Origin of the sequence: Shouchella rhizosphaerae (genome assembly GCF_036700015.1) — a bacterium.
Taxonomy (GTDB): domain Bacteria; phylum Bacillota; class Bacilli; order Bacillales; family Bacillaceae_D; genus Shouchella; species Shouchella rhizosphaerae.
The window spans coordinates 1,448,962-1,473,682 of sequence record NZ_CP144921.1 but is presented as its reverse complement, the minus strand read 5'-3'; the positions used below and the strand labels follow the sequence as shown (position 1 = coordinate 1,473,682).

Annotated in this window: 21 protein-coding genes and 1 pseudogene; 18 read left to right on the top strand and 4 right to left on the bottom strand. The window is 47.4% G+C overall.

What is annotated here, in order from left to right; genetic code table 11:
- Positions 1-71: 71 nt before the first annotated feature.
- Positions 72-530 carry an ASCH domain-containing protein gene (locus tag V5G21_RS07415; protein ID WP_011248591.1) on the bottom strand — a complete coding sequence of 153 codons (459 nt, stop codon included), beginning with the start codon at positions 528-530 and terminating at the stop codon, positions 72-74.
- A 38-nt stretch (positions 531-568) separates the two neighbouring features.
- Positions 569-1,030: an Rrf2 family transcriptional regulator gene (locus V5G21_RS07410; RefSeq protein ID WP_011248590.1), complete on the bottom strand. Its 462-nt coding sequence runs from the start codon at positions 1,028-1,030 to the stop codon at positions 569-571.
- Positions 1,031-1,248: 218 nt separating this feature from the next.
- Here V5G21_RS07410 and V5G21_RS07405 point away from each other — a divergent pair, with 218 nt between their 5' ends.
- From V5G21_RS07405 to pucE, 14 genes are all read left to right on the top strand, one after another.
- Positions 1,249-1,653: an HIT family protein gene (locus tag V5G21_RS07405; protein WP_011248589.1), complete on the top strand. Its 405-nt coding sequence runs from the start codon at positions 1,249-1,251 to the stop codon at positions 1,651-1,653.
- Positions 1,654-1,760: 107 nt separating this feature from the next.
- Positions 1,761-2,753: an ABC transporter substrate-binding protein gene (locus V5G21_RS07400; protein WP_011248588.1), complete on the top strand. Its 993-nt coding sequence runs from the start codon at positions 1,761-1,763 to the stop codon at positions 2,751-2,753.
- A gap of 62 nt (positions 2,754-2,815) precedes the next feature.
- Positions 2,816-4,744, top strand: coding sequence for a Fe(3+)-hydroxamate ABC transporter permease FhuB (gene fhuB / locus V5G21_RS07395; RefSeq protein WP_244153292.1), 1,929 nt, complete (start codon positions 2,816-2,818; stop codon positions 4,742-4,744).
- Between the two features lie 397 nt (positions 4,745-5,141).
- On the top strand, positions 5,142-5,906 hold the full coding sequence (locus tag V5G21_RS07390) for an ABC transporter ATP-binding protein (protein WP_095316496.1): 765 nt from the start codon (positions 5,142-5,144) through the stop codon (positions 5,904-5,906).
- A gap of 4 nt (positions 5,907-5,910) precedes the next feature.
- Complete coding sequence (locus V5G21_RS07385; RefSeq protein WP_011248585.1) at positions 5,911-6,780, top strand: ABC transporter permease; 870 nt, start codon at positions 5,911-5,913, stop codon at positions 6,778-6,780.
- A 30-nt stretch (positions 6,781-6,810) separates the two neighbouring features.
- On the top strand, positions 6,811-7,854 hold the full coding sequence (locus tag V5G21_RS07380) for an ABC transporter substrate-binding protein (protein ID WP_179289621.1): 1,044 nt from the start codon (positions 6,811-6,813) through the stop codon (positions 7,852-7,854).
- 474 nt (positions 7,855-8,328) lie between these two features.
- Positions 8,329-9,123 carry an ABC transporter ATP-binding protein gene (locus tag V5G21_RS07375; RefSeq protein WP_095236407.1) on the top strand — a complete coding sequence of 265 codons (795 nt, stop codon included), beginning with the start codon at positions 8,329-8,331 and terminating at the stop codon, positions 9,121-9,123.
- Complete coding sequence (locus V5G21_RS07370) at positions 9,123-9,986, top strand: ABC transporter permease (RefSeq protein WP_035206179.1); 864 nt, start codon at positions 9,123-9,125, stop codon at positions 9,984-9,986. The genes V5G21_RS07375 and V5G21_RS07370 overlap by 1 nt, the downstream gene beginning before the upstream one ends.
- Positions 9,987-10,005: 19 nt before the next feature.
- Positions 10,006-10,986: an ABC transporter substrate-binding protein gene (locus V5G21_RS07365; RefSeq protein ID WP_095236408.1), complete on the top strand. Its 981-nt coding sequence runs from the start codon at positions 10,006-10,008 to the stop codon at positions 10,984-10,986.
- 148 nt (positions 10,987-11,134) lie between these two features.
- Complete coding sequence (locus tag V5G21_RS07360) at positions 11,135-12,139, top strand: XdhC family protein (RefSeq protein WP_095326632.1); 1,005 nt, start codon at positions 11,135-11,137, stop codon at positions 12,137-12,139.
- Positions 12,136-12,750, top strand: a complete 615-nt coding sequence (pucB, locus tag V5G21_RS07355; RefSeq protein ID WP_073304510.1) for a xanthine dehydrogenase accessory protein PucB — start codon at positions 12,136-12,138, stop codon at positions 12,748-12,750. The genes V5G21_RS07360 and pucB overlap by 4 nt, the downstream gene beginning before the upstream one ends.
- On the top strand, positions 12,717-13,610 hold the full coding sequence (pucC, locus tag V5G21_RS07350; RefSeq protein ID WP_095326633.1) for a xanthine dehydrogenase subunit C: 894 nt from the start codon (positions 12,717-12,719) through the stop codon (positions 13,608-13,610). Before pucB ends, pucC begins: the two co-directional genes overlap by 34 nt.
- Positions 13,585-15,834, top strand: a complete 2,250-nt coding sequence (gene pucD, locus V5G21_RS07345) for a xanthine dehydrogenase subunit D (protein WP_095326634.1) — start codon at positions 13,585-13,587, stop codon at positions 15,832-15,834. Before pucC ends, pucD begins: the two co-directional genes overlap by 26 nt.
- Positions 15,801-16,346, top strand: coding sequence for a xanthine dehydrogenase subunit E (pucE, locus tag V5G21_RS07340; protein WP_035206188.1), 546 nt, complete (start codon positions 15,801-15,803; stop codon positions 16,344-16,346). Before pucD ends, pucE begins: the two co-directional genes overlap by 34 nt.
- A 234-nt stretch (positions 16,347-16,580) precedes the next feature.
- Here pucE and V5G21_RS07335 read toward each other — a convergent pair whose 3' ends face one another.
- Positions 16,581-17,822 (bottom strand): pyridoxal-phosphate-dependent aminotransferase family protein, encoded by a 1,242-nt coding sequence (locus V5G21_RS07335; RefSeq protein WP_035206189.1) that lies wholly within the window; start codon positions 17,820-17,822, stop codon positions 16,581-16,583.
- 36 nt (positions 17,823-17,858) lie between these two features.
- On the bottom strand, positions 17,859-19,091 hold the full coding sequence (locus V5G21_RS07330) for a Zn-dependent hydrolase (protein ID WP_095294294.1): 1,233 nt from the start codon (positions 19,089-19,091) through the stop codon (positions 17,859-17,861).
- Between the two features lie 172 nt (positions 19,092-19,263).
- On the opposite strand from V5G21_RS07330, the gene V5G21_RS07325 reads away from it, so the two are divergent.
- From V5G21_RS07325 to V5G21_RS07310, 4 genes and pseudogenes are all read left to right on the top strand, one after another.
- Positions 19,264-20,928, top strand: coding sequence for a PucR family transcriptional regulator (locus tag V5G21_RS07325; RefSeq protein WP_095254480.1), 1,665 nt, complete (start codon positions 19,264-19,266; stop codon positions 20,926-20,928).
- An 83-nt stretch (positions 20,929-21,011) separates the two neighbouring features.
- Positions 21,012-22,501, top strand: a pseudogene (pucL, locus tag V5G21_RS07320) (factor-independent urate hydroxylase).
- Positions 22,498-22,836 carry a hydroxyisourate hydrolase gene (gene uraH / locus V5G21_RS07315; protein ID WP_011248570.1) on the top strand — a complete coding sequence of 113 codons (339 nt, stop codon included), beginning with the start codon at positions 22,498-22,500 and terminating at the stop codon, positions 22,834-22,836. Before pucL ends, uraH begins: the two are co-directional and overlap by 4 nt.
- Before the next feature lie 415 nt (positions 22,837-23,251).
- Positions 23,252-24,703 (top strand): YfcC family protein, encoded by a 1,452-nt coding sequence (locus V5G21_RS07310; protein WP_338465445.1) that lies wholly within the window; start codon positions 23,252-23,254, stop codon positions 24,701-24,703.
- Positions 24,704-24,721 lie beyond the last annotated feature (18 nt).

The following is a 24,721-nucleotide window of genomic DNA, read 5'->3' as shown; positions in this document are numbered from 1 at the left end:
AAGCAAAGTCAACATCGCAACCATAGAAAAGAAGCTGGTTTTTCTATTAAGAAAGCCAGCTTCTTTTCTTTTTAGCGCCGATACACGACTTTAAACTGTTCGCATAAAACCGGAATTTTAGGGTGGAAGGCAAGCCCGTGAGTTTCAAGCTCCTGCGTAAAAAACGGTTCGTGCACATCTTGCCAATAAGCAAGGGAGCGGTCTCCTTCTCCTTCCAAAAAAGCATGTTCTTCTGTCACTTGATTGTAAGGAATGACCGTGACAGCCGTTGTCATGATCACAGCGACAGCTTCCCCTTTGCCGTTAAGCAGGACATGATGCTGACCAACTTTTGGCAGCGATTCTTGCTCCAATTCATACAGCGTGTAATTGGAAGAAGTAGCTGTTTTCTTCCCGGCTAGTACGAGTTCAGCTAGCTCATCGGCCATTTCTTCCGTATTGCCGAATGCCCAAGCTTCATAGTGATCTGGCACATTTTGAGAACGGCTTTTAAACGATTGCCACAATGCTGCAGCTGAACGATCTTCCATAATGATCCCTGCTTTCTTCTTCTAGGTGTGAATACGGATTAAGGTGTGAGTGGCTCTTCTTGGCCAGCGATTTTGAACAGCGCATACAAATCGGCCTTGTTTTCGAGAAAATCAGCTAGTGAATATTGGTCAAGGACCTGGAAGAAGGCATGCTGCGCTTTAGCTAGTGCTTCTTTTAATTTGCAGCTATTCGAAATTAGGCAGTTGTTGTTGTCACGAAAGCATTCAACGAGTTGAACATCTTCCAGTTCGCGCACTAACTTGCCAATATTGATATCAACAGGCTTGTGGGCAAGGGCAATGCCGCCATGCTTACCGCGAATCGTGTGGAGCACGCCTTTTCTGCCGAGGTCATGGATGACTTTTTGTAGGTGATTCAATGAAATGTTGTAGACTGAGGCAATGTCTTTCACTTGTGTACGTTCGCCATCTGGCAAACTGCCGACATAGAGAAGTGCTCTCAACGCGTAGTCAGTGTAAGTCGTTAATTGAATGGCCATCACTCTCCTTTTCACACACTATTAGAATAGCATATTTCCGTAAAAGGGCAGGATTTTTTGAGAATGGTAGCAATAATCAAATTCTTTTTTGCTCCATTCGTATACAAGAAGGAAGACGGTCCTATAAGGAATAACTAAACAATAGACTATTGCCAAAGCCATCCACATTACGTAGGCTGAAAGTTAAAAACTTTAAAGCGAGGGAGATGTATATCCGAATGACGTGTTTATTTTGTGCCATTGCCAATAAGGAAGTAAAAAGTCATATTGTGTATGAAGACGAACAAGCTATCGCTTTTCTAGATATTCAGCCAATCAACCCAGGACATATGCTTGTCATTCCAAAAAGGCACCAGGAAGCACTCCATACGCTGGGAGAACAGGAATATATCGATGTCATGAAAGCAGTTAGGCGCTTAAGCAAACAGGTGGATGATACGCTCCGACCTAAGAAAGTCGGCGTTGCCATTGCCGGTTTTGACCAAGCCCATCTTCATGTTCATATTGTCCCGATGCACGCGTACCACGACTTAACGCCGAGCAAGTATCTTGACAAAAGCATTGCTGTTGCGAAGGAAGAAGAGCTTATAGCGATGAAACAGCTGTTAACTATGAACAAATAGGCAGTTCTCGACCGATTTAATTGTAAAAAGGCTTGCCGATTTCTGTCGAAGCCGTTATATTGTTATTGAGAATGAAAATTGTTATCAACAAAAGGAGCAGAATAGATATGAAAAAGAGGCATGTATTTGTCGCTGCCAGCGCGTTTATGTTATTAGCGGCATGTAATAGCAGCAACGAGGGGAACGGACAAGAAAATACATCAAAAGACGGCAATAGTGACACAGGTTCCATCACGGTTACGGACACACAAGGAGAGCAAACGTTTACAGAACCGGCTAAGCGTGTCGTCGCCCTTGACTGGACGTATGTAGAAAATTTATTGGCCCTTGGTGTCCAGCCAGTTGGAGTGGCTGACGTCGAAAATTACCATAAATGGGTAGATGTCCGCGAAGAGCTTTCAGACGATGTCGTCGATGTAGGCTTGCGGACGGAGCCTAATTTGGAGGCTATTGCCCAATTAGAGCCGGACCTCATTATATCAGCAAATTATCGTTCTGAAAACATTGAAGAGGAACTGAAAGACATTGCGCCAATGCTCATCTTTGATCCTTATCCTGAAGAAAGCAAAGGCATTACCCATTACGAAGAAATGGAAACGACATTCCGCGAAATGGCAAAAGTGGTAGACAAAGAGGCGGAAGGGGAAGCCATACTGGCTGAACTCGATGAAAAATATGAAGAAGGCAAGGAAAAAATCGAGTCTATGGATCTCGAGACGAGAGATTTCGTGTTGACGATGGCTTATACCGATAACCAAGCGCCTGTGTTCCGCTTATTCAATCCGAATGGAATGGCGCCAGCAATTTTAGAGAAGATTGGCTTAAACAATGCCTATGATTCAGGAAGCTTTGAGTTGTACGGGTACGCTACGACGGGGGTAGAGGAGCTGCTTTCAGTCGAGGACGCAAACTTCCTTCATATCGTCCAAGACGATGATGGCTTATTTGAGGAAGGGCTGGCAAACAATGCAGTATGGAATGACTTGAATTTCGTAAAGGAGGGCCGGGTTTATGCCCTTGGCGGTGACACGTGGCCGTACGGTGGTCCTCTGTCGGCAATGACGTTGATTGACCGCACCGTTGAAGCATTAGACCAGTAAGCATGAATGAACAAGGCAAGAGCGTTTTTTATTCTTTTTTTCTTTTAATAATAGGCCTTTCTTTGTTGTTGGTGATTTCCGGCCTTCATTTAACGCAAGGACAAGCACCGTTTACACTAAAGGAGCTTGTGCTTGGTTTATGGGAAGGAGATGACCGTATTCAAAGCGTCGTTTTTGGCATCCGCATGCCAAGGGTCGCTGTCGGTTTATTGGCTGGCGGCGCTTTGGCAATGGCCGGCTTGGTCCTGCAAACGCTGACGAAAAACCCACTTGCTTCGGCGGGGACGCTTGGCATTAATGCTGGTGCCTATTTTATGGTCGTAGCTGCAGCTGTTTTTTTTCCAGGCTTAAACAGTTCGTACCCATTTATTGCGTCTTTTCTCGGCTCTGCATTCGCAGCGCTTCTTGTCTTCTCACTTGCTGGACGGGCAATGGATCCCGTCCGCGTTGCTCTGACGGGGATGATTGTCTCTCTTTTGTTTGCGGCTGTGACGAGCGGGTTGCAGCTTATGTTTGAGCAAGAGACAAACGGCTTGTTTTTGTGGGGGGCAGGCACATTGATCCAGAATGACTGGTCTGGATTCCGGTTTGCACTCCCGTTCATCGTTTGTGCCGGCTTGCTTTTGCTTTTATTAGGAAAACAATTTGACTTATTGCTTTTAGGGGAAGAGGCTGCTGCTGGCCTAGGTGCATCTATCCAGCGGATCAAAGCAGCTGGATGGCTGTTGGCCATCATGTTGGCGGCTGCGACAGTAAGCGTCGCTGGACCAATTGGCTTCATTGGCTTAATGGCGCCACACATTGTCCGGATGCTCGGCATTCGCGGCCATCTGCAGCAGCTCATCCATGCCTTTGTGTGGGGCGCCTTTTTGCTCATCGCTGCAGATGTACTGGCTCGGTTCATTCAGCCGGGAAGTGAAATCCCTGTTGGCGCGATCACTGCTTTAATAGGCGGACCGTGGCTGATGTACTTAGCTTACCGGACAGGAAAACGCTATAAAGGGCAGAATCAGACGCTGCGTGGGAATCGAAGCAAGCTGTCGTTTCCTTGGTTGATTACAAGTATGGTGGCAGCTTTGCTCGTGGTGGCGATCGGTGCACTTGCGTTCGGCGGCGGTAGCTTTTACAGTTTTCCGGAAATGGTATCAGGAGCCCTTTTCGATACAGTCACGGTGCAGTTCCGTTGGCCGCGGGTGCTTGTTGCCTTTCTCGTTGGTTCGTTGTTAGCCCTTTGCGGCGTTTTGCTGCAAAGTGTGCTCCGCAATCCACTTGGCGACCCGTCGATTTTGGGAATTACTTCTGGCGGTGGCGTCGGCGCCCTGTCTGTTATAGTGCTGTTTCCGTCACTATCGTTTGCCTGGGTGCCTGTAGGGGCAGCCACCGGCGCGGGACTGGCGATCGCTATTATTCTGTTAGCGACGAAACGATCGAATTGGGAACCCATTTCTTTGGCGTTAATGGGCGTCGCCGTCTCAGCGATGGGGTCAGGCATCATTCAAATTTTAACTGTCAAGGCAGGAGTTGGCGTTGCGCCTGTCCTTCTCTGGTTAGCAGGAAGCACCTACGGGATGAATTGGCAGGATGTCTGGTTTCTCGCTTTCGTGCTGATCGCGCTCGTTCCTATTTCTTACTCGTTTTCCCGTCAACTTGATGTTCTCGCCTTAAACCAAGAAGTATCGGTTACGCTTGGCTTGCGTATTCAGCTTGTCCGTGTCCTCGTCTTGCTTTTGGCCGTTGGCGCTGGAGCAGCCGCGGTGGCCGTAGCAGGGGCGATTAGTTTTATTGGCCTTCTTGCTCCACACGCTGCTAGGGGAATCGTTGGCGTCAAAACCCGTTTCGTTGTCCCTGTTTCCATGTTGCTAGGCGGCATTCTCCTTGTGACAGCTGATTTGCTAGGCAGGCTTGTCCTTTATCCGAAAGACATTCCGTCTGGTTTGCTCGTTGCGATCATTGGCGCACCTTATCTGTTATATATTATGAAAAAATTGTAGGTAGTTAAAGTTGGCTAAAAAGGGATCAGCCCGTCTTGGTAACCAGGCGGGCTGATCCCTTGTTATTTACGGAAAGACTTCTTTATCCTGATCGTTAACAACTTGCTCAACGTTTTGGCTGCTTGTTTTTCACCTTCCCTCACGGAAGACACCAACAAAGCTGTCATTCTTTCTCACATATCCTATCACTGTTGGGACAGCAATCTTTAGATCAATTAGTTGTATTAAACAAGGGAACACTTAAAAGATTAGCTGTTATGAACAATGACTATTTAAATAGCGTTGTTATAATTCAATTTGAATCAACTCCGTTATTGTCGGCTGGTGCATAGAAATGAAAATAGATTGGAACGAGGCAAAAAGTCGAAATAAACTGAACAAGGAAGAGGGGATCTAGTTGAGTTTAGTGATAAAACAAGTCAATAAATCGTACCAATCAAATGACGCAACAAAGCATGTCTTAAAAAACGTAAGCTTTAGTGCAGGAGAAAATGAATTTGTGTGCATACTCGGCCATAGCGGTTGCGGCAAGTCGACATTGCTTAATTTGATTGCAGGGTTTTCTAGCCAAGACGAGGGAATCATTGAAGTAAACGGAAAGCCGATTGAAGGTCCGAGTAAGGAACGGGGCGTGGTTTTTCAAGAACATGCTTTATTTCCTTGGTATACCGTGATTGAAAACATTGCACTTGGACCGATTTTGGGAGGACAACCTAAGGCTAAAGCTTTGGAAATGGCTTTCGAATATTTAGTGCTTGTCGGGTTAGCAGAATGTGCAGATCAATACCCAAGCCAACTGTCAGGCGGGATGAAACAAAGGGTTGGGATTGCGCGGGCATTAGCGAATAAACCCCGTATTCTATTAATGGATGAACCGTTTGGAGCGCTTGATATTTTGACAAGAGAGACAATGAGAAAAGAGTTGTTATCGATTTGGATGCAGCTTCAGACGACGGTTCTTTTTGTTACACATAGTATTTCAGAAGCTGTCCATTTAGCTGACCGAATTTTAGTAATGAAAGATGGGGAGATTAAGGCGAATATTGAAGTCCCATTAAGCCGGCCAAGAGATGAGGAAAGCACCACGTTTTTAAGGATGGCCAAAGATATGCAAGCCTTGTTGTCGGCAGATAATCAGAAATTGAAGGCATTAGGAGGATAAATCAATGTCAGCAATGGGAAGTCCGAATATGCAGTCAGCGACAATGAATCATAAAGGCAGCGCAAAAAGAAAGCACTGGCTCGATCAAGATCGTTTGTTTCGTGGTATGACGGTTATTGGTTTCTTTCTATTATGGCAAGTTGTAGGGATGTTAAATGTCCAAATGGAGTGGATGAATCCGGCGTTTTTGCCAACGCCAGTGAATGTCCTTGAGGCAGTCTTACATCTCCACAACCAAGGTGTGTTATTCACTCATATCTGGTCCAGCACGTGGCGGTTGCTATTAGGTTTTGCACTTGGGGTTGTACTTGCGGTTATGCTCGCTTTTATGATTGTAAAATTTAAGCTTGTACAAAATATAGTCGAGCCATTCCTAAATATGGTTGGCCCAATCCCTCCATTTGCGCTGTTACCGATTTTTATTATTTGGATGGGAGTTGGAGAACTGCCAAAATTGACGTTAATTACATATGCAACCGCTATTCCAATGATTGCTTATACTGTTGACGGCATCCGCAATGTCAATCCGCTTTTGATTCGTTCGGCGCTATCGCTTGGTGCGAACCAATGGCAAGTGTTTAAAAAAGTCATTTTGCCTGCCTCGCTACCGCCAATATTCGTAGGCATGCGTGTCACATTGGCCATTTCTTTTTCAGCGATGGTCGTAGCTGAAATGATTGGTTCGTATTCAGGGTTAGGCTATTTGATTATTGATTCGAGAAACTTTTTTCAAATGGATAATATGTTTTTGGCGGCAGCTTTAATTGGTGTGCTTTATTCGATCTTTGCTTTTATTCTCGGGCAAATGGAAAAGCGGTTGTTTAAGTGGAAGCAAGGCACACAAATCAATGATGCAGTAACGAAAACGAGGTAAATGAGTGATGGAAGAGTGGGGGAATCGAGAATGTTGAAAAAGGCAAAGCGGGTATCCAATGGCGCAGGCATAGCGCTCGTAACGGCAGCGCTATTAAGTGCTTGTGGGAATGGGAATGAACCAGCTGGTGTGGGCACAAATGAATCCAGTGACTTAGAAACAACAGATATAACGTTGTACGGCGTTGTCGATACACAAGTCTCCGCACAACAGATTGTTGCAGATAAAATGGGTTTTTTTGAAGATGAAGGATTAAATGTAACAAATCAAATTGTTCAATCCGGACCAGACATTGGCCCTCTAATTGCTAGCGGGGATGCGCAAGCAAGCTTTGAAACAACCATTACGAATATTACATTAAAGGCTTCCAATGTAGACAATGTTATTGTTGCTCCAATGGCGAATATTTCTGGTACACAGGCGGTGATTGCCCACCCCGATTTTGAAGTGGGCAGTGCAAAAGATTTAGAAGGGGCGACAATAGGGATGGTCCAAGGGGCGGGCGTAACGATTGCCCTGCAAAACATGGCTGATGAACTTGGTGTTGATTTAGATACGGTGAACTTTATTAACATGTCGCCTACGGATCAAATTGCCGCGCTGGACAATGGGAACATTGATTTAATGGCAGCTTGGGAGCCGTGGATTACAACAGGAGTAGAACAAGGAGCAACGTTTTTATTTAGCGGAAACGTTTCAGAACTTCCTGGAGCAGAAGGGGAAGTTGATTGGATGCAGTATTATTCGACGTTCCAGGTGACAGAAGAGTTCTTAGAGGAAAACCCGAATACCGTCAAAGCCCTTTTGCGCGCTCTTTTGCGAGCAACAGAATATATCAATGAAGATCGAGAAGGCGCGTTAGACATCATGGATGAAGCAATACAGCATTTGCCACGGGAACAAATTGCCGAGATCATGGAGCGCAACGAGTATGCCATGGATGTAACTGAAGACCTAAAAGAAGGTTCCGACGTGATTGGCGAACATTTATTGAATATGGACAGTATTAACCAACAGCCAGAGTTTGAACAATATACGAACTTTAGCTTGCTTGAAGAAGTATTAGCTGAATAAGGAAAGCCCACGCGGACGGATACCTTCCTGTAGCGTGGGCTTTTTCTGAAAAAAGCTGCAGCAACCCATCAGTCTATAGCTCATGCCGATGTGTAGCGTTTAAGAGTAATAAAAAGAAACAAAATAGAAAGCGTTTGCGTGATGATGTGCAAACAACAATGATCTGTTCGCCCGTTGCCCCATGCTGAAAAAGCTGATTTAATCTGTGAAAAAACCTTACACATTTTAGGTAGGATCTACGAATCGGTGATTCCACGAAAAACGCCAATGAAAGGATCGCTGTGCGGTTTTATTGTTCCACACTAGACATCGAAATACCCCCCTTTTCCAACAAAATGATAGTTAACGATAGATTATTTAGTTAATTTAAACAATGACGCACGCCAGTAAAAACACTACTATTGCCTATAACAACAAACCAACAAACTTCAGCAATTGCGACATAGTCTTGCATAACAAAAGGGGGCGTTTTGTTTGGATCGACGAGAAAAAGAACTAGTTGCCTTTGACCGAGTTGGCAAAATGTACAATAACGGTACGGTTGCTTTACATTCGTTTAATCTCCAGATTAGAAAAGGAGAATTTGTCACTTTTTTAGGGCCGTCCGGTTGCGGAAAATCTACAGCATTGCGGATGGCGGCAGGGCTTTCCGAACCAACGGATGGAGAAGTAACGGTGTTTGGCCAGTCGCCAAAACAAACAATCAAAGAGACCACTAACGTCGCTTTTGTTTTCCAAGAGCCAACGTTGCTGCCGTGGCGTAAAGTCATTGACAACGTCGTGTTGCCTCTTGAACTGAGAGGCGTGAGCAAAAAAGAAGCGCGCCGCGAAGCACAGCGCGTGCTAGAGATGGTCGGGCTAACCAAACACCTTTATTCGTATCCGCGGCAATTGTCCGGCGGCATGCAAATGCGTGTATCGATTGCCCGGGCATTGGCAGCAAAACCGAAATTGTTATTGATGGATGAGCCATTTGCCGCTCTTGATGAAATCACTAGACAAAAATTGCAAGTCGAGTTATTGGAAATTTGGAAAAAAGAAGCCGCGACGATTTTGTTCGTCACACACAATGTGTTTGAAGCTGTCTTTTTGTCTACGAAAATAGCTGTGCTTTCAAGCAGCCCAGGACGGCTTATAGAAGTGATTGATGTCAACTTGCCAAGCCCTCGGAGGTTGGAAGACCGGACATCAGAAGTCTATAACGATTATGTTGAACAAGCGAGTAAGGCACTTGAAGAAGGTTCGAACAAACAGAAGGAGGGAGCCTAATGCCAACAACGACGATCCAGCAGGCAAAAAAGCCAGTTGTTTCTAAGCGCTCCCCGCAGCGAAAGCCTCAATTGGCAAGCAATCGTTTTACCCGCTATTTTTTAGGTCCAATTATAGCCTTTATCGTGTTTGTTTCTACCTGGCAGCTGATTCCGCTTATGCTAGGCATCCCTCACTATATTTTGCCAAAGCCGACAGACGTTGTCGCCTCTGCGGCGAGTCAGTGGCCACTATTGTCTGAGGCAGTCAGCGTCACTGTCGTCGTTTCTGCTATTGGTTTTTTGCTTAGTGCTGTGATTGGCGTAGGCATTTCGATCTTGCTGGCAAGCTCAAAAGTGATTGAGCGCAGCATTTACCCATACGCAATTATTTTGCAGACGTTGCCTGTGGTAGCTATTGCCCCCATTATTGTCATTTGGTTTGGAGCTGGTTTTAATGCGATTGTCGTTGTCTCGTTTTTAATTGGTTTCTTTCCAATTGTTTCAAATACCCTCATGGGCCTTAATTCGGTCAATAAGCAAATGGACGAGCTATTTTCTCTTTATAACGCGTCAAAATGGCAGAAAATGTGGAGGCTTCGTGTACCGGCAGCACTGCCGTTTATGATGGCGGGTTTGAAAATCTCTGCTACTTTATCGATTGTCGGCGCCATTGTCGGCGAATACGTCGCTGGCGTCGGCGGAGGGAAAGGAGGAATTGGCTACGCGATAACGGTGGCAGCCATTCAAGTGAACACGTCCTTTATTTTTGCACTGGCCATTTGCGGCGCTATTCTCGGCATAGGTTTTTATTTGGCAATGAGCCTTTTGTCGAAAGTAGTCCTTGGTTCGTGGCATGAATCTTCCATCAAACAAGACCTTTAAAGAAAGCAGGGAAAACAACATGGAAAATCGACAAAAACGTTACCGGTTGCTGGCTTTGTCGCTTTTAGGGGCAGCGGTTTTGAGCGGCTGTGGCGGTGAGGCGACAGGAGATGGGCCAAAAGAAGTGAAGCTAGTCTTAAACTGGTTTCCAAAAGCGCAGATGGGCGGTTTCTTTGCTGCTCAGTCACAAGCGTATTACGAAGACAACGACCTTGACGTTGACATTGAACCAGGTGGCCCTGAAGTCTCGGCTATTCAAATGGTGGCGGCAGGCCAAGCCGAGTTTGGCTTAGCCCATGCTGACCAAATTTTAATCGCAAGGAACCAAGGCATTGAGCTAGTAGCGCTAGCGGCGAGCTTGCAGGAAAGCCCGCAAGCACTCATGTTCCATGAAGGGCATGGGACTGACAGCTTTGCCGACATCAACGGTCGGACCGCTTATATTGAGCCAGGCATTCCATATTGGGATTATTTGAAATCACAATATGACTTAAGCGACGTGACCGAACTTGCTTACAATGGCCAACATGTTAATTTTCTTGAAAATGAAGAAGCGGTGACGCAAGCGTTTTTAACGTCAGAACCGTTTTTTCTTGAACGGGAAGGAATTGGCACAGAAACGTTATTGATTTCAGAGGCAGGCTACAATCCATATAATGTCGTTTTATTTGTCACTAAAGACTATTTAGATAGCAACAAGGAAACGGTTGAGCGCTTTATGGAAGCGTACACGGCTGGTTGGGACTATTACAAGGACCATGATGAGGAAGTGAACGAAGTCATCCATGAGGCGAACGAAAACATCGCTTTAGAAGAACTTGCGTATGAAGCAGAAACGCAATTCGAATTTGTTTTTGGGGGCGATGCAAAGGAGAATGGAGTCGGGTTTATGACAGAAGAACGTTGGGGAGATTTGATCCACCAGCTCGTCGAAATCGGTCAATTGCAGGAAACAGTCGATCCAAATGAAGTTTTCACGACTGAGTTTTTGCAGCACTAGATTAGACGGGGAGAAGATCTAACAACTCCATTTGCAAATGGGCCGTGAATGGTTAAACTGATTGGACTCAGAATCCAAAAAAGGGGGGATGGTGGCGGTGTTGTTCGCCGGTCTTCTCTTTTTCGTACAGTGAAGGGGGTGCAGATAAATGGAAAATATGCATGACATCATCAGTCGGCTCGACAAGACGAACCAACGAACAATGCTGGCAACGATTATCGCTGTTGATGGCTCTGCTTACCGCAAAGAAGGGACAACGATGCTAGTGGAAGAAGACGGCACTAGAACCGGCCTTTTAAGCGCTGGCTGCTTAGAGGAGGATATTAGCGCCCGCTTTGCTTCTGTTTGGGCGCAAGGGCCTATGGTTGAGCGCTATAATATGCGCGCCCTTGACGATGCTTCCTGGGGACTAGACGGCAGTGGCTGCAATGGTGTTGTTGATGTGCTATTGCAGCCGGTGAACGATACGTTGCTTTCATTCCTGCGTAAAACAGGGCAGGCTCTAGCGAGAGGGCAAACGGTAGCGCTTATCCGCAGCGAGGATGTAAGCCAATATCTTTGCCAGACAGAGTCTGGGGAAATGTTTGGCGTTTGGAATGGGGAGAACCCACAGTTGGCAGGGGTTGAAAAAAGCGGCGTTATTTACAGCACTAGCTTAACGAAAAACCTATACCTCCAAGTGATACGGCCAAAGCCAAGGCTGTTTGTGTTTGGCGCCCAGGCTGACGCCAAGCCGCTCGTGCAGTTTGCTGCCAAAGTCGGCTTCAGCGTCCATGTGGTCGATTGGCGCCCCGCTCTCTGTACAAAAACTCATTTTCCTGATGCTGATAAACGTATCATCGGTTTTCCTCATGAAGTCATTCCAACGCTTTCTTTTAAACAAGACGATGCCGTCCTGCTTATGACCCACCACTTTCAACGGGATCAAGAAATTGTATCCCACTTGCTTGATGTCCATCTTGCCTATTTCGGCATCCTTGGTTCAAAAGCACGTACGGCTCGTTTGCTAGCAACCGCTCACGTGCCAGAGGGAATCCGCACACCGGTCGGCTTGCCAATCCGAGCGGAAGGGCCTGAAGAAATTGCGGTTAGCGTTGTCGCCGAATTGATCCAAATGGTAAAAGCAGAACAACGGATACAGGCGCTAACATGAAGACGGTCGCCATCTGCCTTGCTGCTGGCCAAAGTGCACGAATGGGCGAAAACAAACTAGCGCTGCCCCTTTTGGAAACTACTGTCGGCAGCGCCAGTTTAAAAACGGCACTTGGCACAGATGTCGCTAAAATCGTCGTCGTTATCGGCGAAAAATACGGGCATACAAGCTGGCTCGACCCGAAACTGCTCGCTGATCGCCGTATCATGCTCGTCTGCTGCCGAAAAGCGGCAGAAGGCCAAGCGGAATCATTGAAATGTGGACTTGAAGTAGCTGGTGCCCTAGGCGCTTCTGCTGTGCTGATCCTTCTCGCCGACCAGCCGTTTTTGCCTGCGTCTGTCATAAAAAGCGTGTTGGCTACAGCAAAGAGGAGGCCCGATGCCACGTCAGTCTCCGCCTGCTATAAAGGCAAACAAAGGCCGCCAGCGTTATTTCGCCAGTCGCTGTTTGTAAAGCTGCATGCCCTTGCTGGCGACGAAGGTGCAAGGGCGGTTTTGCGCAAGGACAAAAGCAGCCTGGCTGTCCCTGTTGCTGTTGCGTCTGCGTTTTTCGATATTGATACAAAGGAGGATTATCAATGGGCTTGCCGCCATTTGCAGAAGTGGAAATGAACCAGTATCCGCCTGTGTCTATGCCAACGACAGTCGAGCAAGCATGGGCGGAGGCGCAAAAGCCAGGCTCGACCTTCGTCGCGGGTGGAACGATTGTACAAATGCGGAGGGAACAAGGATTTGACATGGGCAACCGCTTTGTTTCTTTAGAGCAAATCCGTCGTTTGAAAACAATGATAGAGACCGATACCGCTATCTATATTGGTGCTTTTGCGACGCTAGCCGAATGTTTGAATAGCAAGATGGTCGCACAAGAACAGCCCCTGCTAGTGCAGGCGCTTGCTTCTATTGGCGCTCCTGCAGTGCGAAATCGCGCTACACTTGGGGGCAACATCGTATACGGCAAAGGCGATTCCATTCCAGCGCTGCTTGTGCTGGAAGCGAACGTCGTTTTATATCACGATGGATTGGCGACGATGCCATTGTCGGAATGGCTTCAGCAAAAGCCAAACGCCCTTTTAACAGAAGTGGAGATTGGCAAATGGCCAGACATGACGCAACGTTTCTGGCTATATGAAAAGGTCGGGCGCCGTGAAACATTTACGGCATCATTAGTGACGGTTGCTGGCGTTGCAGTCCTTGATAACGATCAAACCATTAAAGAACTGAAGTTAGCCGTCGGTGGCGGCGAAATGGTGCCGCACCGACTGCTTGAGATGGAACAGCGCCTTATCGGGAAGCCACTTACGAATGAGTTGCTTGCCGACGTCTACCAGTTTATTAAGCAAACGGGCACACTTGTTGGCACGCCCTTTGCGACGGAAACGTATTTGCGGATGGTGCTCGCAAACCAGATTGTCTCGTTCGTCGATGGCTTGAGAGGGGGAAGAGGAGATGGAAAAACGAACGATTCGTTATGATGGCATTCCCAAAGTCACTGGTTCGCTCCACTATTTAACCGACCTAACGTTTAGGGACACGTTGTATGGCAAAATTTTGCGCAGTCCCTACCCCCATGCGCGCATTCTCTCCATCCATACGGAGAAAGCCAAACAGTTGCCGGGAGTCAAAGCGGTACTCACTTATGCGGATGTGCCTGCGGTCAATGGCTATGGCATCATTGTTCCAGACCATCCCGTTTTTTGTGATACGCATGTCCGTTATGTAGGTGACGCGGTGGCCGCTGTCGCTGCTGTATCGGTGGAAGTAGCAAAAGCAGCGTTGGTGTTAATTGAAGTGGAGTATGAAGAACTCCCTGTACTTGACTCTCCTGAGAAAGCGTTAGAACCGCAAGCAATCAAGCTCCATCCAGAAGGCAACATTCTCCATGTTGCCCATCATCAAAAAGGCGACATTGGCCAAGGGTTCGCGGATGCGGCGGCGATTGTTGAGGAAACGTATGAATTGCCGAGGCAAATGCATGCCTATATGGAAACGGAAGGAGGGACAGTCGTTCCGGAAGCGGACGGGGGTATAACCGTATATATGGGAACACAGCATGGGTTTAAAGATCGCTTTCAACTAGCACGGATTTTAGGTATACCAGAACAACAGATTCGCATTGTCTCAAGTCCGATGGGCGGGTCCTTTGGTGGCAAAGATGAGCTCAATCTCCAACCTTACGCAGCTTTACTCGCCTTAAAAACAGGGAGGCCAGTTAAAATTCACCACACGCGAATGGAATCAGTGCGAGCAGGGCTCAAACGCCATCCGATGAAGATCACTGTGCGCACGGGCGCCGACCAAATGGGCTGCCTTACTGCCCATCACGTGGAAATCATTGCCGATACTGGCCCTTACACGACACTGGGGCCAGCCATTCTTGATTTCGCCGTAGAGCATGCGGTTGGCCCTTACCGGATTCCACATGTCCTCGTTAATGGAAAGTCGGTGTTTACGAACAACGCCAATGCTGGTGAATTCCGTGGTTTTGGCGGCAACCAAATGACGTTTGCCCTTGAAGGACAAATGGACCGCCTTGCTGACAAGCTCGGAATGTGCCCGGTAGAACTGCGGCGCCGTAATTTGCGGCGTGCCGATGATTTAGGCCCTTTAGAGCAGCGAATTGTTCCGACCGATGGCGCACGCCTTGTGTTGGAGCGACTTGCAGAAACAACGATGAGGGAACATACGACATCGTCTCGTAAACGAGTCGGCACAGGCTTTGCGTTAACAATGCACGGCGGTGGGTTAGGGTACGGACGTCTTGATCGCGGTGGAGGTCGGCTTTGCTTGACAAAAGAAGGAAAAATTGAGGCTGCCTTTGGTTTTGAAGAAGCCGGCCAAGGAATTTTAACAGTGATTGAAACGATGATGCTTAAAGCGTTTCAGTGCGGGCGGAGCGATCTCGACATCCAAATTGGTGACACAGGCCGTGTGCCGCCCACAGGCTCGACGACAGCTTCTCGGGGCACGAGCATGGTATGGACCGCAATCGAACGATTGAAAGAGCCTTTTATAAAGGCGTTGCTGGACCAGGCGATGCGGGCAACGGGAATAGAGGAAAAGCGGTTGCAACTCGGTGCGGGTGGCGTTTACGAACAGGGGACATTGGTTATCGACTATAAAAGCCTGGCCCGCTTTAGTGAAATGCCTCTCTGTTTAGAAACATCGTTTGATTTTCCAACTTCTCCTGATCCTACAGAAGGCGGCCACTACTTGTACACGTTTGCCGCTGTAAAAGCAAAAGTAGAAGTCGATCGGATCACCGGCCGAGTCCAAGTACTCGATTTAAAACAGGCCGTTGCCGCAGGCCCTGTCGTAAATGAACTCGGCTATAGGGGGCAAATCGAAGGCGGCGGCGTAATGGCGCTCGGCTATGCCTTGATGGAAGAAGCGATCATGGAACAAGGCAAGTATGCGACTGAAAATTTTGATACGTACATGATTCCTAGCATAAAAGATGTGCCGTTTGACATGGAAACAGAAGCCATTGAGACATTAGAGCAAGGGGATTGCTATGGGCCAAGAGGCGTAGGCGAAATTGGCACCGTTGCCGTTGCACCGGCCATCGCTAAAGCAATCCATCAAGCTTGCGGCTGTTGGGTGGCGAAGTTGCCGGTTTCGCCAGAACGTTTGCTGGAAGCGATGGAAGAGAGGGAGGAGGATTCATGGCATTCACACGTGCTAACAACCGAAAAGTAAGCCTGACCTTTCAAATCAATGGCCAGACGAGGCAAGTGGAAACATACGCTAGCGTGAGGCTGGCTGATGTGTTGAGAGAGGAACTAGGCTTGACTGGCACAAAAGTGTCATGCGGCATTGGCCGTTGCGGTGCCTGCGCCGTGCTTATGGATGGAAAAGTGGTCAATAGCTGTTTGCTCATGGCGTTCCAAGCAACGAATGTCGAGTTGCAAACGATTGAAGGAATTACCGCTTCTGCCGAAAACGGGGTTGACCCTATGCAGCAAGCATTTTTAGAAGAAGGTGGCTTCCAATGCGGCTATTGCACCCCAGGGATGGTGGTCGCTGCTAAAGCGTTGCTGAATGAAAACCAGGCCCCGAGTGATGAGGAAATGGCCGAAGCATTGTCAGGCAATTTATGCCGTTGTACTGGCTACGCCGGTATTATCCGAGCCGTGCGGAAAGCGGCAAAAGGAAAGCAGGAGAGTGATGTCGAAGGGCCGAACAGTAGCGCGAAAAGGCTGCTCGAATAGAAAGAGATCGCGCTTTCTGAACGACAGGGAGGCGGTTGCGACAGTCGTATTTAGTCGTTTTACCCACTCGAAAAAACAGGCGCAGCCCGGTTACACATCGGGTTGGCGCCTGTTTTTCGCAAGCTTTTCGATTTATTCGGCATCGTCTTTGCAGAGAGGAGCTCGGTCAAATGGTGAATTCGCTCTCCCCATACGGGTGCCAAGCGGCTGACAGCGCCTTGGCCAACTCGCTGTTTAGGCCATTGCGGACTTTTCTGTTTGTTCGTAGTAGGAAAGCGCCGCTTGGACGGCTTTACCGGTTTCAATCTTTGTACCGTAATGGAGAAGCGCTGCCTCAAGTGCTGCGAGCACAAACAAAATGTTTTCCTTGCGACAGCTATAGCCCATTGTGCCAATCCGCCAGATTTTCCCATGGAGCGGTCCGAAAGAGCTAGCGATCTCTACGCCAAAATGGTGCAACATAAAGGCACGCACGCGATCAGCGTCAAGCCCAACAGGTACGCACACGCACGTCACCATTGGCAATTTGTGCTGATGGGAGACAAATAACTCAAGCCCCATTGCTGTTAGACCGGCAATAAGCGCTTTTTCATGGTAGGCGTGTCGCGCAAACCGGTGGGGGAGCCCTTCTTCCAGAAGAATCGCTAACCCTTTATGGAGAGCATACACCATGGAGGTTGCTTCCGTATGGTGGTTCAAACGCCTTGGACTCCAGTAATCCTGCAGCATGCCAAGGTCAAAATAGTTGCTGGCGACAACTGTCCCTCGCAGTGGTTCGTCCAAGTCGTCTTTGGTTGCAATTCCTTGTTCGACTTTTTTGCGGCGGGCAATCACTTCTTCCACTCGTTGATTGTACGTAATCGGTGCCATGCCAGCCGGGACGGACAAGCATTTTTGCGTGCCGCCGATAGCGGCATCAATGTGCCATTCATCGACTAAAACGTCGGTTCCCCCAATCGTAGCAACCGCATCAACAACAAACAGGCAACCTTGTTCACGGCAAGCTTTGCCGATTTGAGCGAGTGGTTGCATGCATCCAGTTGACGTTTCCCCATGGACACACGCGACAATGTTAGGCTTGATTGCGTGGATGTGGTTGATTACTTCTTCTTCGCTAAACACAGTGCCCCACGTACATTCGATTTTGTGGACATCGGCCCCGTAACGTTCGCAAATTTCTACAAGCAAATGGCCGAAACGCCCGTAAATCGGCACAAGCACACGGTCTCCTCGTTCAATTAAACTGGCGAGAACAGCCTCAATCCCTGAACGTGACGTCCCGTCAACGGGATAGGCCCACTCGTTTTCTGTTTGGAACAACTTGCGCAGTTGGTCCATCGTCTGGTTCATGATGTTCGTAAAAGCAGGGTCAAATTGCCCTAGAATCGGCATGCTCATTGCCTGCAAGACACGGGGGTCGACTTCTACCGGCCCTGGCGTCATAATCGTCCGCTTTGCTGAAAGGTACGTATCCATTGCAATTCTCCTTCAAAAACATTTTGCAGCTTTAAACTAATAGGCAAGCTTATACAAAAGGGCGGCAAGTGCAGATACGCCAGCTTCCAAATCTTCATCGGCTGTAAACTCCAATGGGGAGTGGCTAATGCCGCCTTTGCTAGGGACAAACAACAGTGCCGTTGGGCAGCAACTGCCGAAAATTTGCGTATCATGCCCGGCGCCGCTGTACATGTATTGGACTGGAAGCCCTGTTTTTTGCGCAGACTGGAAGGCCATTGCTGTAAGGTCTGCGTCCATCGCTACTGGAGCGACGTCTGCCCACTGGTCCACAGAGATGCCTAACTGGCTCGCTTGCTCTTGTTCATGGAAGAACGTCTCCATTTCCTCACAGTAGCGATCGAGCATGTTCGTGGAATGGTGGCGGATATCAAGAGAAAAGCTCACTTTGCCAGGGATGACATTGGCTGTATTTGGGAAGGCTTCAATTTGCCCAACGGTGGCGACAAACGCCTCGTCGATTTTCCTTGCTTTGTCTACTAAGCGGGTAATTAAGCGCGAAGCTAGTTCCATCGCATCTTTGCGCATGTGCATCGGCGTTGTGCCAGCATGGTTAGCAGCGCCTTCCACCGTTACCGTGAAACGCCTTTGTCCGACAATAGCCTTGGCAATGCCAATTTTGTTGCCGCTATGTTCCAACACTTGCCCTTGTTCAATATGCAATTCAATGAAACAGTCTATGTCTGTGCGGCGGGGCGCTTGATAATGGCCCTGGCCAAATCCGTTTGCGCGCATTGCCTCGCCTAAACTAATGCCTGATGCGTCAAGGAGTCCATCTATGTCCGCTTGCTCATAGCGTCCTGTAATACTGCCGGACCCCCAAAAGGCAAGGGGGAAGCGGCTGCCTTCTTCCTCGCAAAGAGAGACGACATCAATCGTTTTTTTAGGGCGGCCATAGCGGGACACAAGGCGTGAGACAGCAAGCAAGCTGCCGATAATGCCATAAGCTCCATCAAATTTGCCGCCGCTGGAAACCGTGTCAATATGGGAGCCAGTGACGATTGAGGCTTGTGAAGCAAGCGTTCCTTCGATCCGCCCATAAGCATTGCCGACATCGTCAAAGAAAGCATCGAGCCCCTTTGCTTGAAATAAAGAGAAAACGGCCTGTTGGGCTTCCAGCCAGGTTGGTGTATAAAGAAGGCGTGTATTCCCGCCGTCGCTCGTTTTGCCAAAGCGAGCAAGATAGTGAATATAGGCACTAGCTTGCTCTGTTTCCAAGCTGTTGATCATCGCAAATCGTACCCCTCGCTTTATTTTTTATGTCAGAAATGTTCCGAATACTTCTGTGTGTGACTGATTTTACTGGTAAGCTAACGATAAATCATTGGCAAATCTATTATTTTTTGCGGCGATATTTGTGCAGTTTGCCTAAGTGATGAGAACGGTAGAGGAGGAGATTCAGTTGAACATTTCCCAATTATTAGCGCTGCCTGCCTTTTCTGGCGCGCGGCTCGTGGCAGGAAAAGCGGGGACAGAGCGCAGTATTGAACATGTCAATATGATGGATGCCCCTGACATAGCTGGCTATTTAAAGGGCAACGATTTGCTTGTAACGACGGCTTACCATTTTAAAGATGACGCAAGCCAATTAGTTGAACTAATTGAAACGATGGCCGAAAAACGTTGCGCAGGTTTGGGGATTAAAGCGAAGCGCTTTCTCGGAAAAATACCTGAAGAAGCGGTGGCCATTGCCAATGCCCATGGGTTGCCTGTTATTGAACTGTCGGAAGAAATAGGGCTAGGGACAATTGTGAATCAAACGTTAAGCGCGATTCTTGATTTGCGCACTAATGAACTAAAAGCGGCAATTGAAGCCCATCAAACGTTCTCTGACCATATCGTTAGTGGAAAAGGGGTTGGTGAACTGTTAGAAAATGTAGCAAAAATCGTTGGCTGCTCTATCATGCTTCTTGATGAACGTTGCCAACTTGTCGGTACGACGCACGCATCGAGGACAATTGTATCGGGCCTCCAATATTTAAACCGGATGGGGTATCAGTTGTTTTTACCACAAACCGCCTATACACACCTTTCTATGATATCGGAAAAAGGACAAGTGGAAGTGTTGACAGTGTTTCCTGTAAGAACGAATAGACCAAAGCGGGCGATGCTCGTTATGTTTGGCCATATACCAGCACTTGAAAACGGTCATCTGTTAACAATTGAACAAGCGGTCAATGTCGTAGCTTTTGAGTTAATGAAAAACAACGCATTGCAACAATATACAAGAAGGGCGAAAAATGACTTCTTTTTGAACTTCATAAAGAAAGCGTATTCGTCTAAAAAGGAGACGCTAAATCGAGCACTGGAATTCGATTTGCACAATGACCAAAAATACAAATGTATTGCCGGACGACTCGATACGGAAGAAAAACAACTTGGCTTTAAACAAAGGCAAATTGAAATCGAAAAAGTGTTTGATTTTATTGAAGAAGAGTTGACCATTTTTCCGTTTGTATCTCATTTGTTTATCATGAATGACATCTGCCTCATTTTAGTAGAAGGGGAATCGGAAGAACTGGCAAGCGAAGAATACTCGCCGACATTGATCGCCTTGGAAATTATCCAAGAACGGGTAGCGGCCCATTTTGACCGGACGATTTCGTTTGGCGTCAGCAATGTATGCCATGAATTTTGGGATGTGATCGAAGCTCATGGTGAAGCCATTAATGCATTAAACTCCGGCCACCTGTCAGGAAACAAACAATTTGTGCAAACATACCAAGCAAAAGACATTTCAAAGCTGTTGCGGATGATTCCAAATGAAGACCTTGCTGAGTTTTGCGCTTATATGTTGCAAAAGCTATCAGATGCGCAAGTAAACGATTTAAGTTTACTACAGACGCTCGCTGTTTATTTGGAAACGCATTGTCAGATTTCTGAAACAGCGAAGCGTCTTTATGTCCATCGCAATACGATCATTTACCGTCTTGAAAAAATTGAAGAATTGCTCGGAAAAGACATCAAAGATCCAGAAACGACGTTGCATTTACGCTTAGCCCTTCGCATCCAGCAAATGCTTTCCGAACAAAGCAACTTGTTAGAACAGCCAAGCGTTGATCGATGATTTGGTTATTTCGCCTAATGACAGCAGACCGCCTTTTTCGTACGATTTGAAGGAATTCATTAGAGAAAAGAGGAGAGGCACTCGTGACGACGTTGGAAGAGCTCAATCAGGCCGATTGCGCCCGTTTTACAAGTATGCTTGGCCACCTTTTTGAACACTCGCCTTGGATTCCTAAGGAGGCGTGGGCTAGACGGCCGTTTGCCTCCATTTGTGATCTTCATCGGGAAATGGTGATGGTGGTAGAAGAAGCTACTTATGAAGACCAATTAAGTTTAATCCAAGCCCACCCCAGGCTAGCGGCGAGCGAAAAGGTAGGCGTTTCTTCAGCTGAAGAGCAGCAAGGCGCAGGTTTGGATGTTCTTAGCGAGGGGGAAGCACTCGCTTTTTCCCGATTAAACGATGTTTATGACAAGCGATTCGGTTTTCCTTTTGTGGAAGCGGTGAAGGGAAAAACAGCACAGCAACTATACGACTCTTTGGCAGAACGGATTAACAGCACGAAAGAGGCTGAATTTAACCGGGCGCTTGCTGAAATTTTTCAAATCGCGTGGTATCGCTTAGAAGCGTTCATCAAACAACAGAAAGGGTTGGTGTAGAAGTGGAAAATAAACGGACAATGTCTTATGGAAAAGGGAATGTGTTTGCCTACCGAACGTTTATGGAACCGTTAAGCGGGCTTCAGCCGATCCCTGAATCGGCATTTGCTGTTCGGGATAACACTGTTTTTGGCATCAATGTCACAGTTGAGGTCGGGGGAAACGCTTTTCTGTCGTCTTTTACAGATGGGGACAATCAAATGGTTGTCGCAACCGATTCTATGAAAAATTTTATCCAACGGCATTTAGCGACTTTTTCAGGACGGACCATTGAGGGCTTTATCCGTTATGTCGGGGAGGCTTTTCTAACGACTTACAGCCACATAGACTGGGTCAAGCTAACAGGCGAAGCCGTGCCTTTTGAAAATACTACGTATGCAAATGGCGAAGAATCAAGCACAAGTACACTCGTTTATAAGCACTCGCGCAATGAACGAAACGAAGCGTCGATTGAGCTCGTTCGCGAAGGAAACGGCTGGCAAATCAACAGCCAGAATAGCAGACTTCTTGACTTGCAGCTTGTTAAAGTGAAGGACAATTCATTTGTCGGCTTTATTCGCGATCAATATACAACGTTGCCCGAAGATTCCAATCGACCGCTTTTCATTTACTTGAACATTGGCTGGTCTTACGAAACGAACGATGATGCGCTAGGGGAGGAGCCGGCCCGTTATGTGGCTGGAGAACAAGTTGCCGATCTCGCTTCTTCTGTTTTTCATGAACTGACCTCCCCCTCGATTCAACACTTGATTTACCAAATCGGCTGCCGCATGTTAAAACGATTTCCTCAGCTGCAAGAAGTGACGTTTGAATCGCAAAACCGAACTTGGGACACAGTCGTGGAAGACATTCCCGAAACAGAAGGAAAAGTGTATACGGAGCCGCGCTTGCCATTTGGCTTTCAACGGTTTTCCGTTACAAAAGCAGATCTCGGCCCTCAAACCACGTTTACTAGAACCGAAACAGCGCGATTATGAGCGGCTTAACCACTCACGTTTTAGACATTGGCCACGGCGTTCCTGCCCGAGGAGTGACTGTCGCCCTTTATCGTCTCCAGAAAGGAGAGTGGAAAGCAATAGCAACAGCAGCAACCAATGCGGATGGACGAATCGATTCTCCATTTCTCACCGTCGAGCCGCTCCCTGGCGAGTACCAACTCGTGTTTCATATCGGAGAATATTATGCCAAACGAGAAGTAGAGACGTTTTTAAGCACCGTGCCTGTAAGGTTCGTCCTTTCTTCGCCCCAGGAACATTACCATGTACCGCTACTTGTGTCGCCTTGGGGGTATCAAACATACCGGGGTAGTTAAAAGGAAAACTTGTTTTCTGTGCTCATAAAGTTAGGATGATAGCTATTCCAGTTTGTTGACCGACTATTTTGAAATCGTTTGAATGTCCTTGTATGAAAGATACATGAATCTCTTTTAAGAGTATGTTTCATTTTGAGAGAAGCACATACTCGCTCACATGTCAGCTTTGGCGTTTTTCTCATTGACTTGTGCCAGGGTGCTAGCGCCACCTGGCAATTTTTTTGCCCTTCTTCTCTTTTTTGTGTAAACAATCCTAACAACAAAAGGGGCGGGTTCATCGAAATTCTTCGCTTTTCCCTATTATTGTTTATCTAATTGTTCCAACAAAACGCACATTGTTTAGCTGTTTTGCACAAAGATTTTTCTGATTTGTTGCGCTACAATGTGGAACAACATTTGAGTAAAGGAGAGAGCGATGGAAAAGCATATCCCACAGTCAGTTACGCCGGAACCGATGCCACAGCCAGAACCGCAGAAATCGAGGGGACGGATGCCCCATATTTATGTGTTGTTGTTTTTGATTAGCGGCATGTCCGCGCTTCTAACGTATGTCATTCCGGCTGGTTCATTTGAGCGGATACCTGGCCCAAATGGGCGGGAGACGATTGACCCTGACAGCTTTACGCAAATAGACGGGTCGCCTTTATCCTTTATGGACTTTATGCTTGCTATTCCTAGAGGGATGTCTGATGCAAGCGAGATTATCTTTTTTACCTTTATCATCGGTGGCATGTTTATGGTGCTGCGCCGGACAGAAATCATTGAGATTGGCGTCGACAGGCTTGCCCGCAAATTTAAACATAATAGTGTGTTGATGGTGCCTGTGCTGCTCACTTTGTTTGCGGCAGTGGCGACGACGATTGGCACGCCAGAACTATCGCTTGTTTATATTCCTGTATTGATTCCGCTCTTTATTTCGCTTGGTTATGATTCGATGACTGCGACGGCGATTGCCCTTGTTTCTACAGCTCTTGGATTTACGGCTGGAATCATGAATCCCGGCACAGTAGGAATTTCTCAACAAATTGCCGGCCTTGATACGTATTCAGGCTTTGGTTTGCGCTTGCTTGTATTTGTGGTCATTGTCACCATCGGCAGTTTGTATATTATGCGGTATGCGGCAAAAGTAAAGACTCGTCCCAAGAAGAGCTTGACTTATACAGAAGACAAACCGAAACGGCTCATGTACAAAGACGCGCTTAATCAACCAATGAAGCCGATCCACAGCCGGCAAATGGCTGCGATTGCGACGTTGCCAATTTTCTTTGCGATCCTTATTTACGGGGTGACACAGCTTGGCTGGTTTATGCTTGAAATGTCTGGGTTGTTTATTTTCATGGGCATTGTTGTAGGCCTGATTGCCGGGCTTTCGGTCACAAAGATTTGTGAAGCCTTTACGGAAGGGTTTCGCGAAGTGTTGATGGGGGCGATCATTATTGGCATTGCCCGGTCCGTTGCGATCGTTTTAGAAGACGGGCAAATTATGGATTCGATTGTTTATGGGCTCGGCATCGCCGTTGGCCAGCTTCCAAGCACACTAAGTGCCATTGGCATGATGGTTGTCCAACTGTTGATCAATTTCTTTATTCCTTCAGGGAGCGGGCAGGCGTTAGTAACAATGCCAATCATGGCGCCTTTGTCTGATATTTTGGGCGTCACTCGGCAAACGGCGATTCTCGCTTTCCAATTTGGCGATGGCTTTGCCCACGTGCTGTTTCCGACTTCCGGTTACTTTATGGCAGCCCTTGTTGTTGCTGGCGTTAGTTGGAACAAATGGGTCCGATTCTTTTTACCACTGTTTTTAATTTACATGGCCGTCGGCATGGCATTTTTAATTTATGCACAGTCGGTTGGCTGGACAGGCTAAGCAAACGAGAGGAGAACG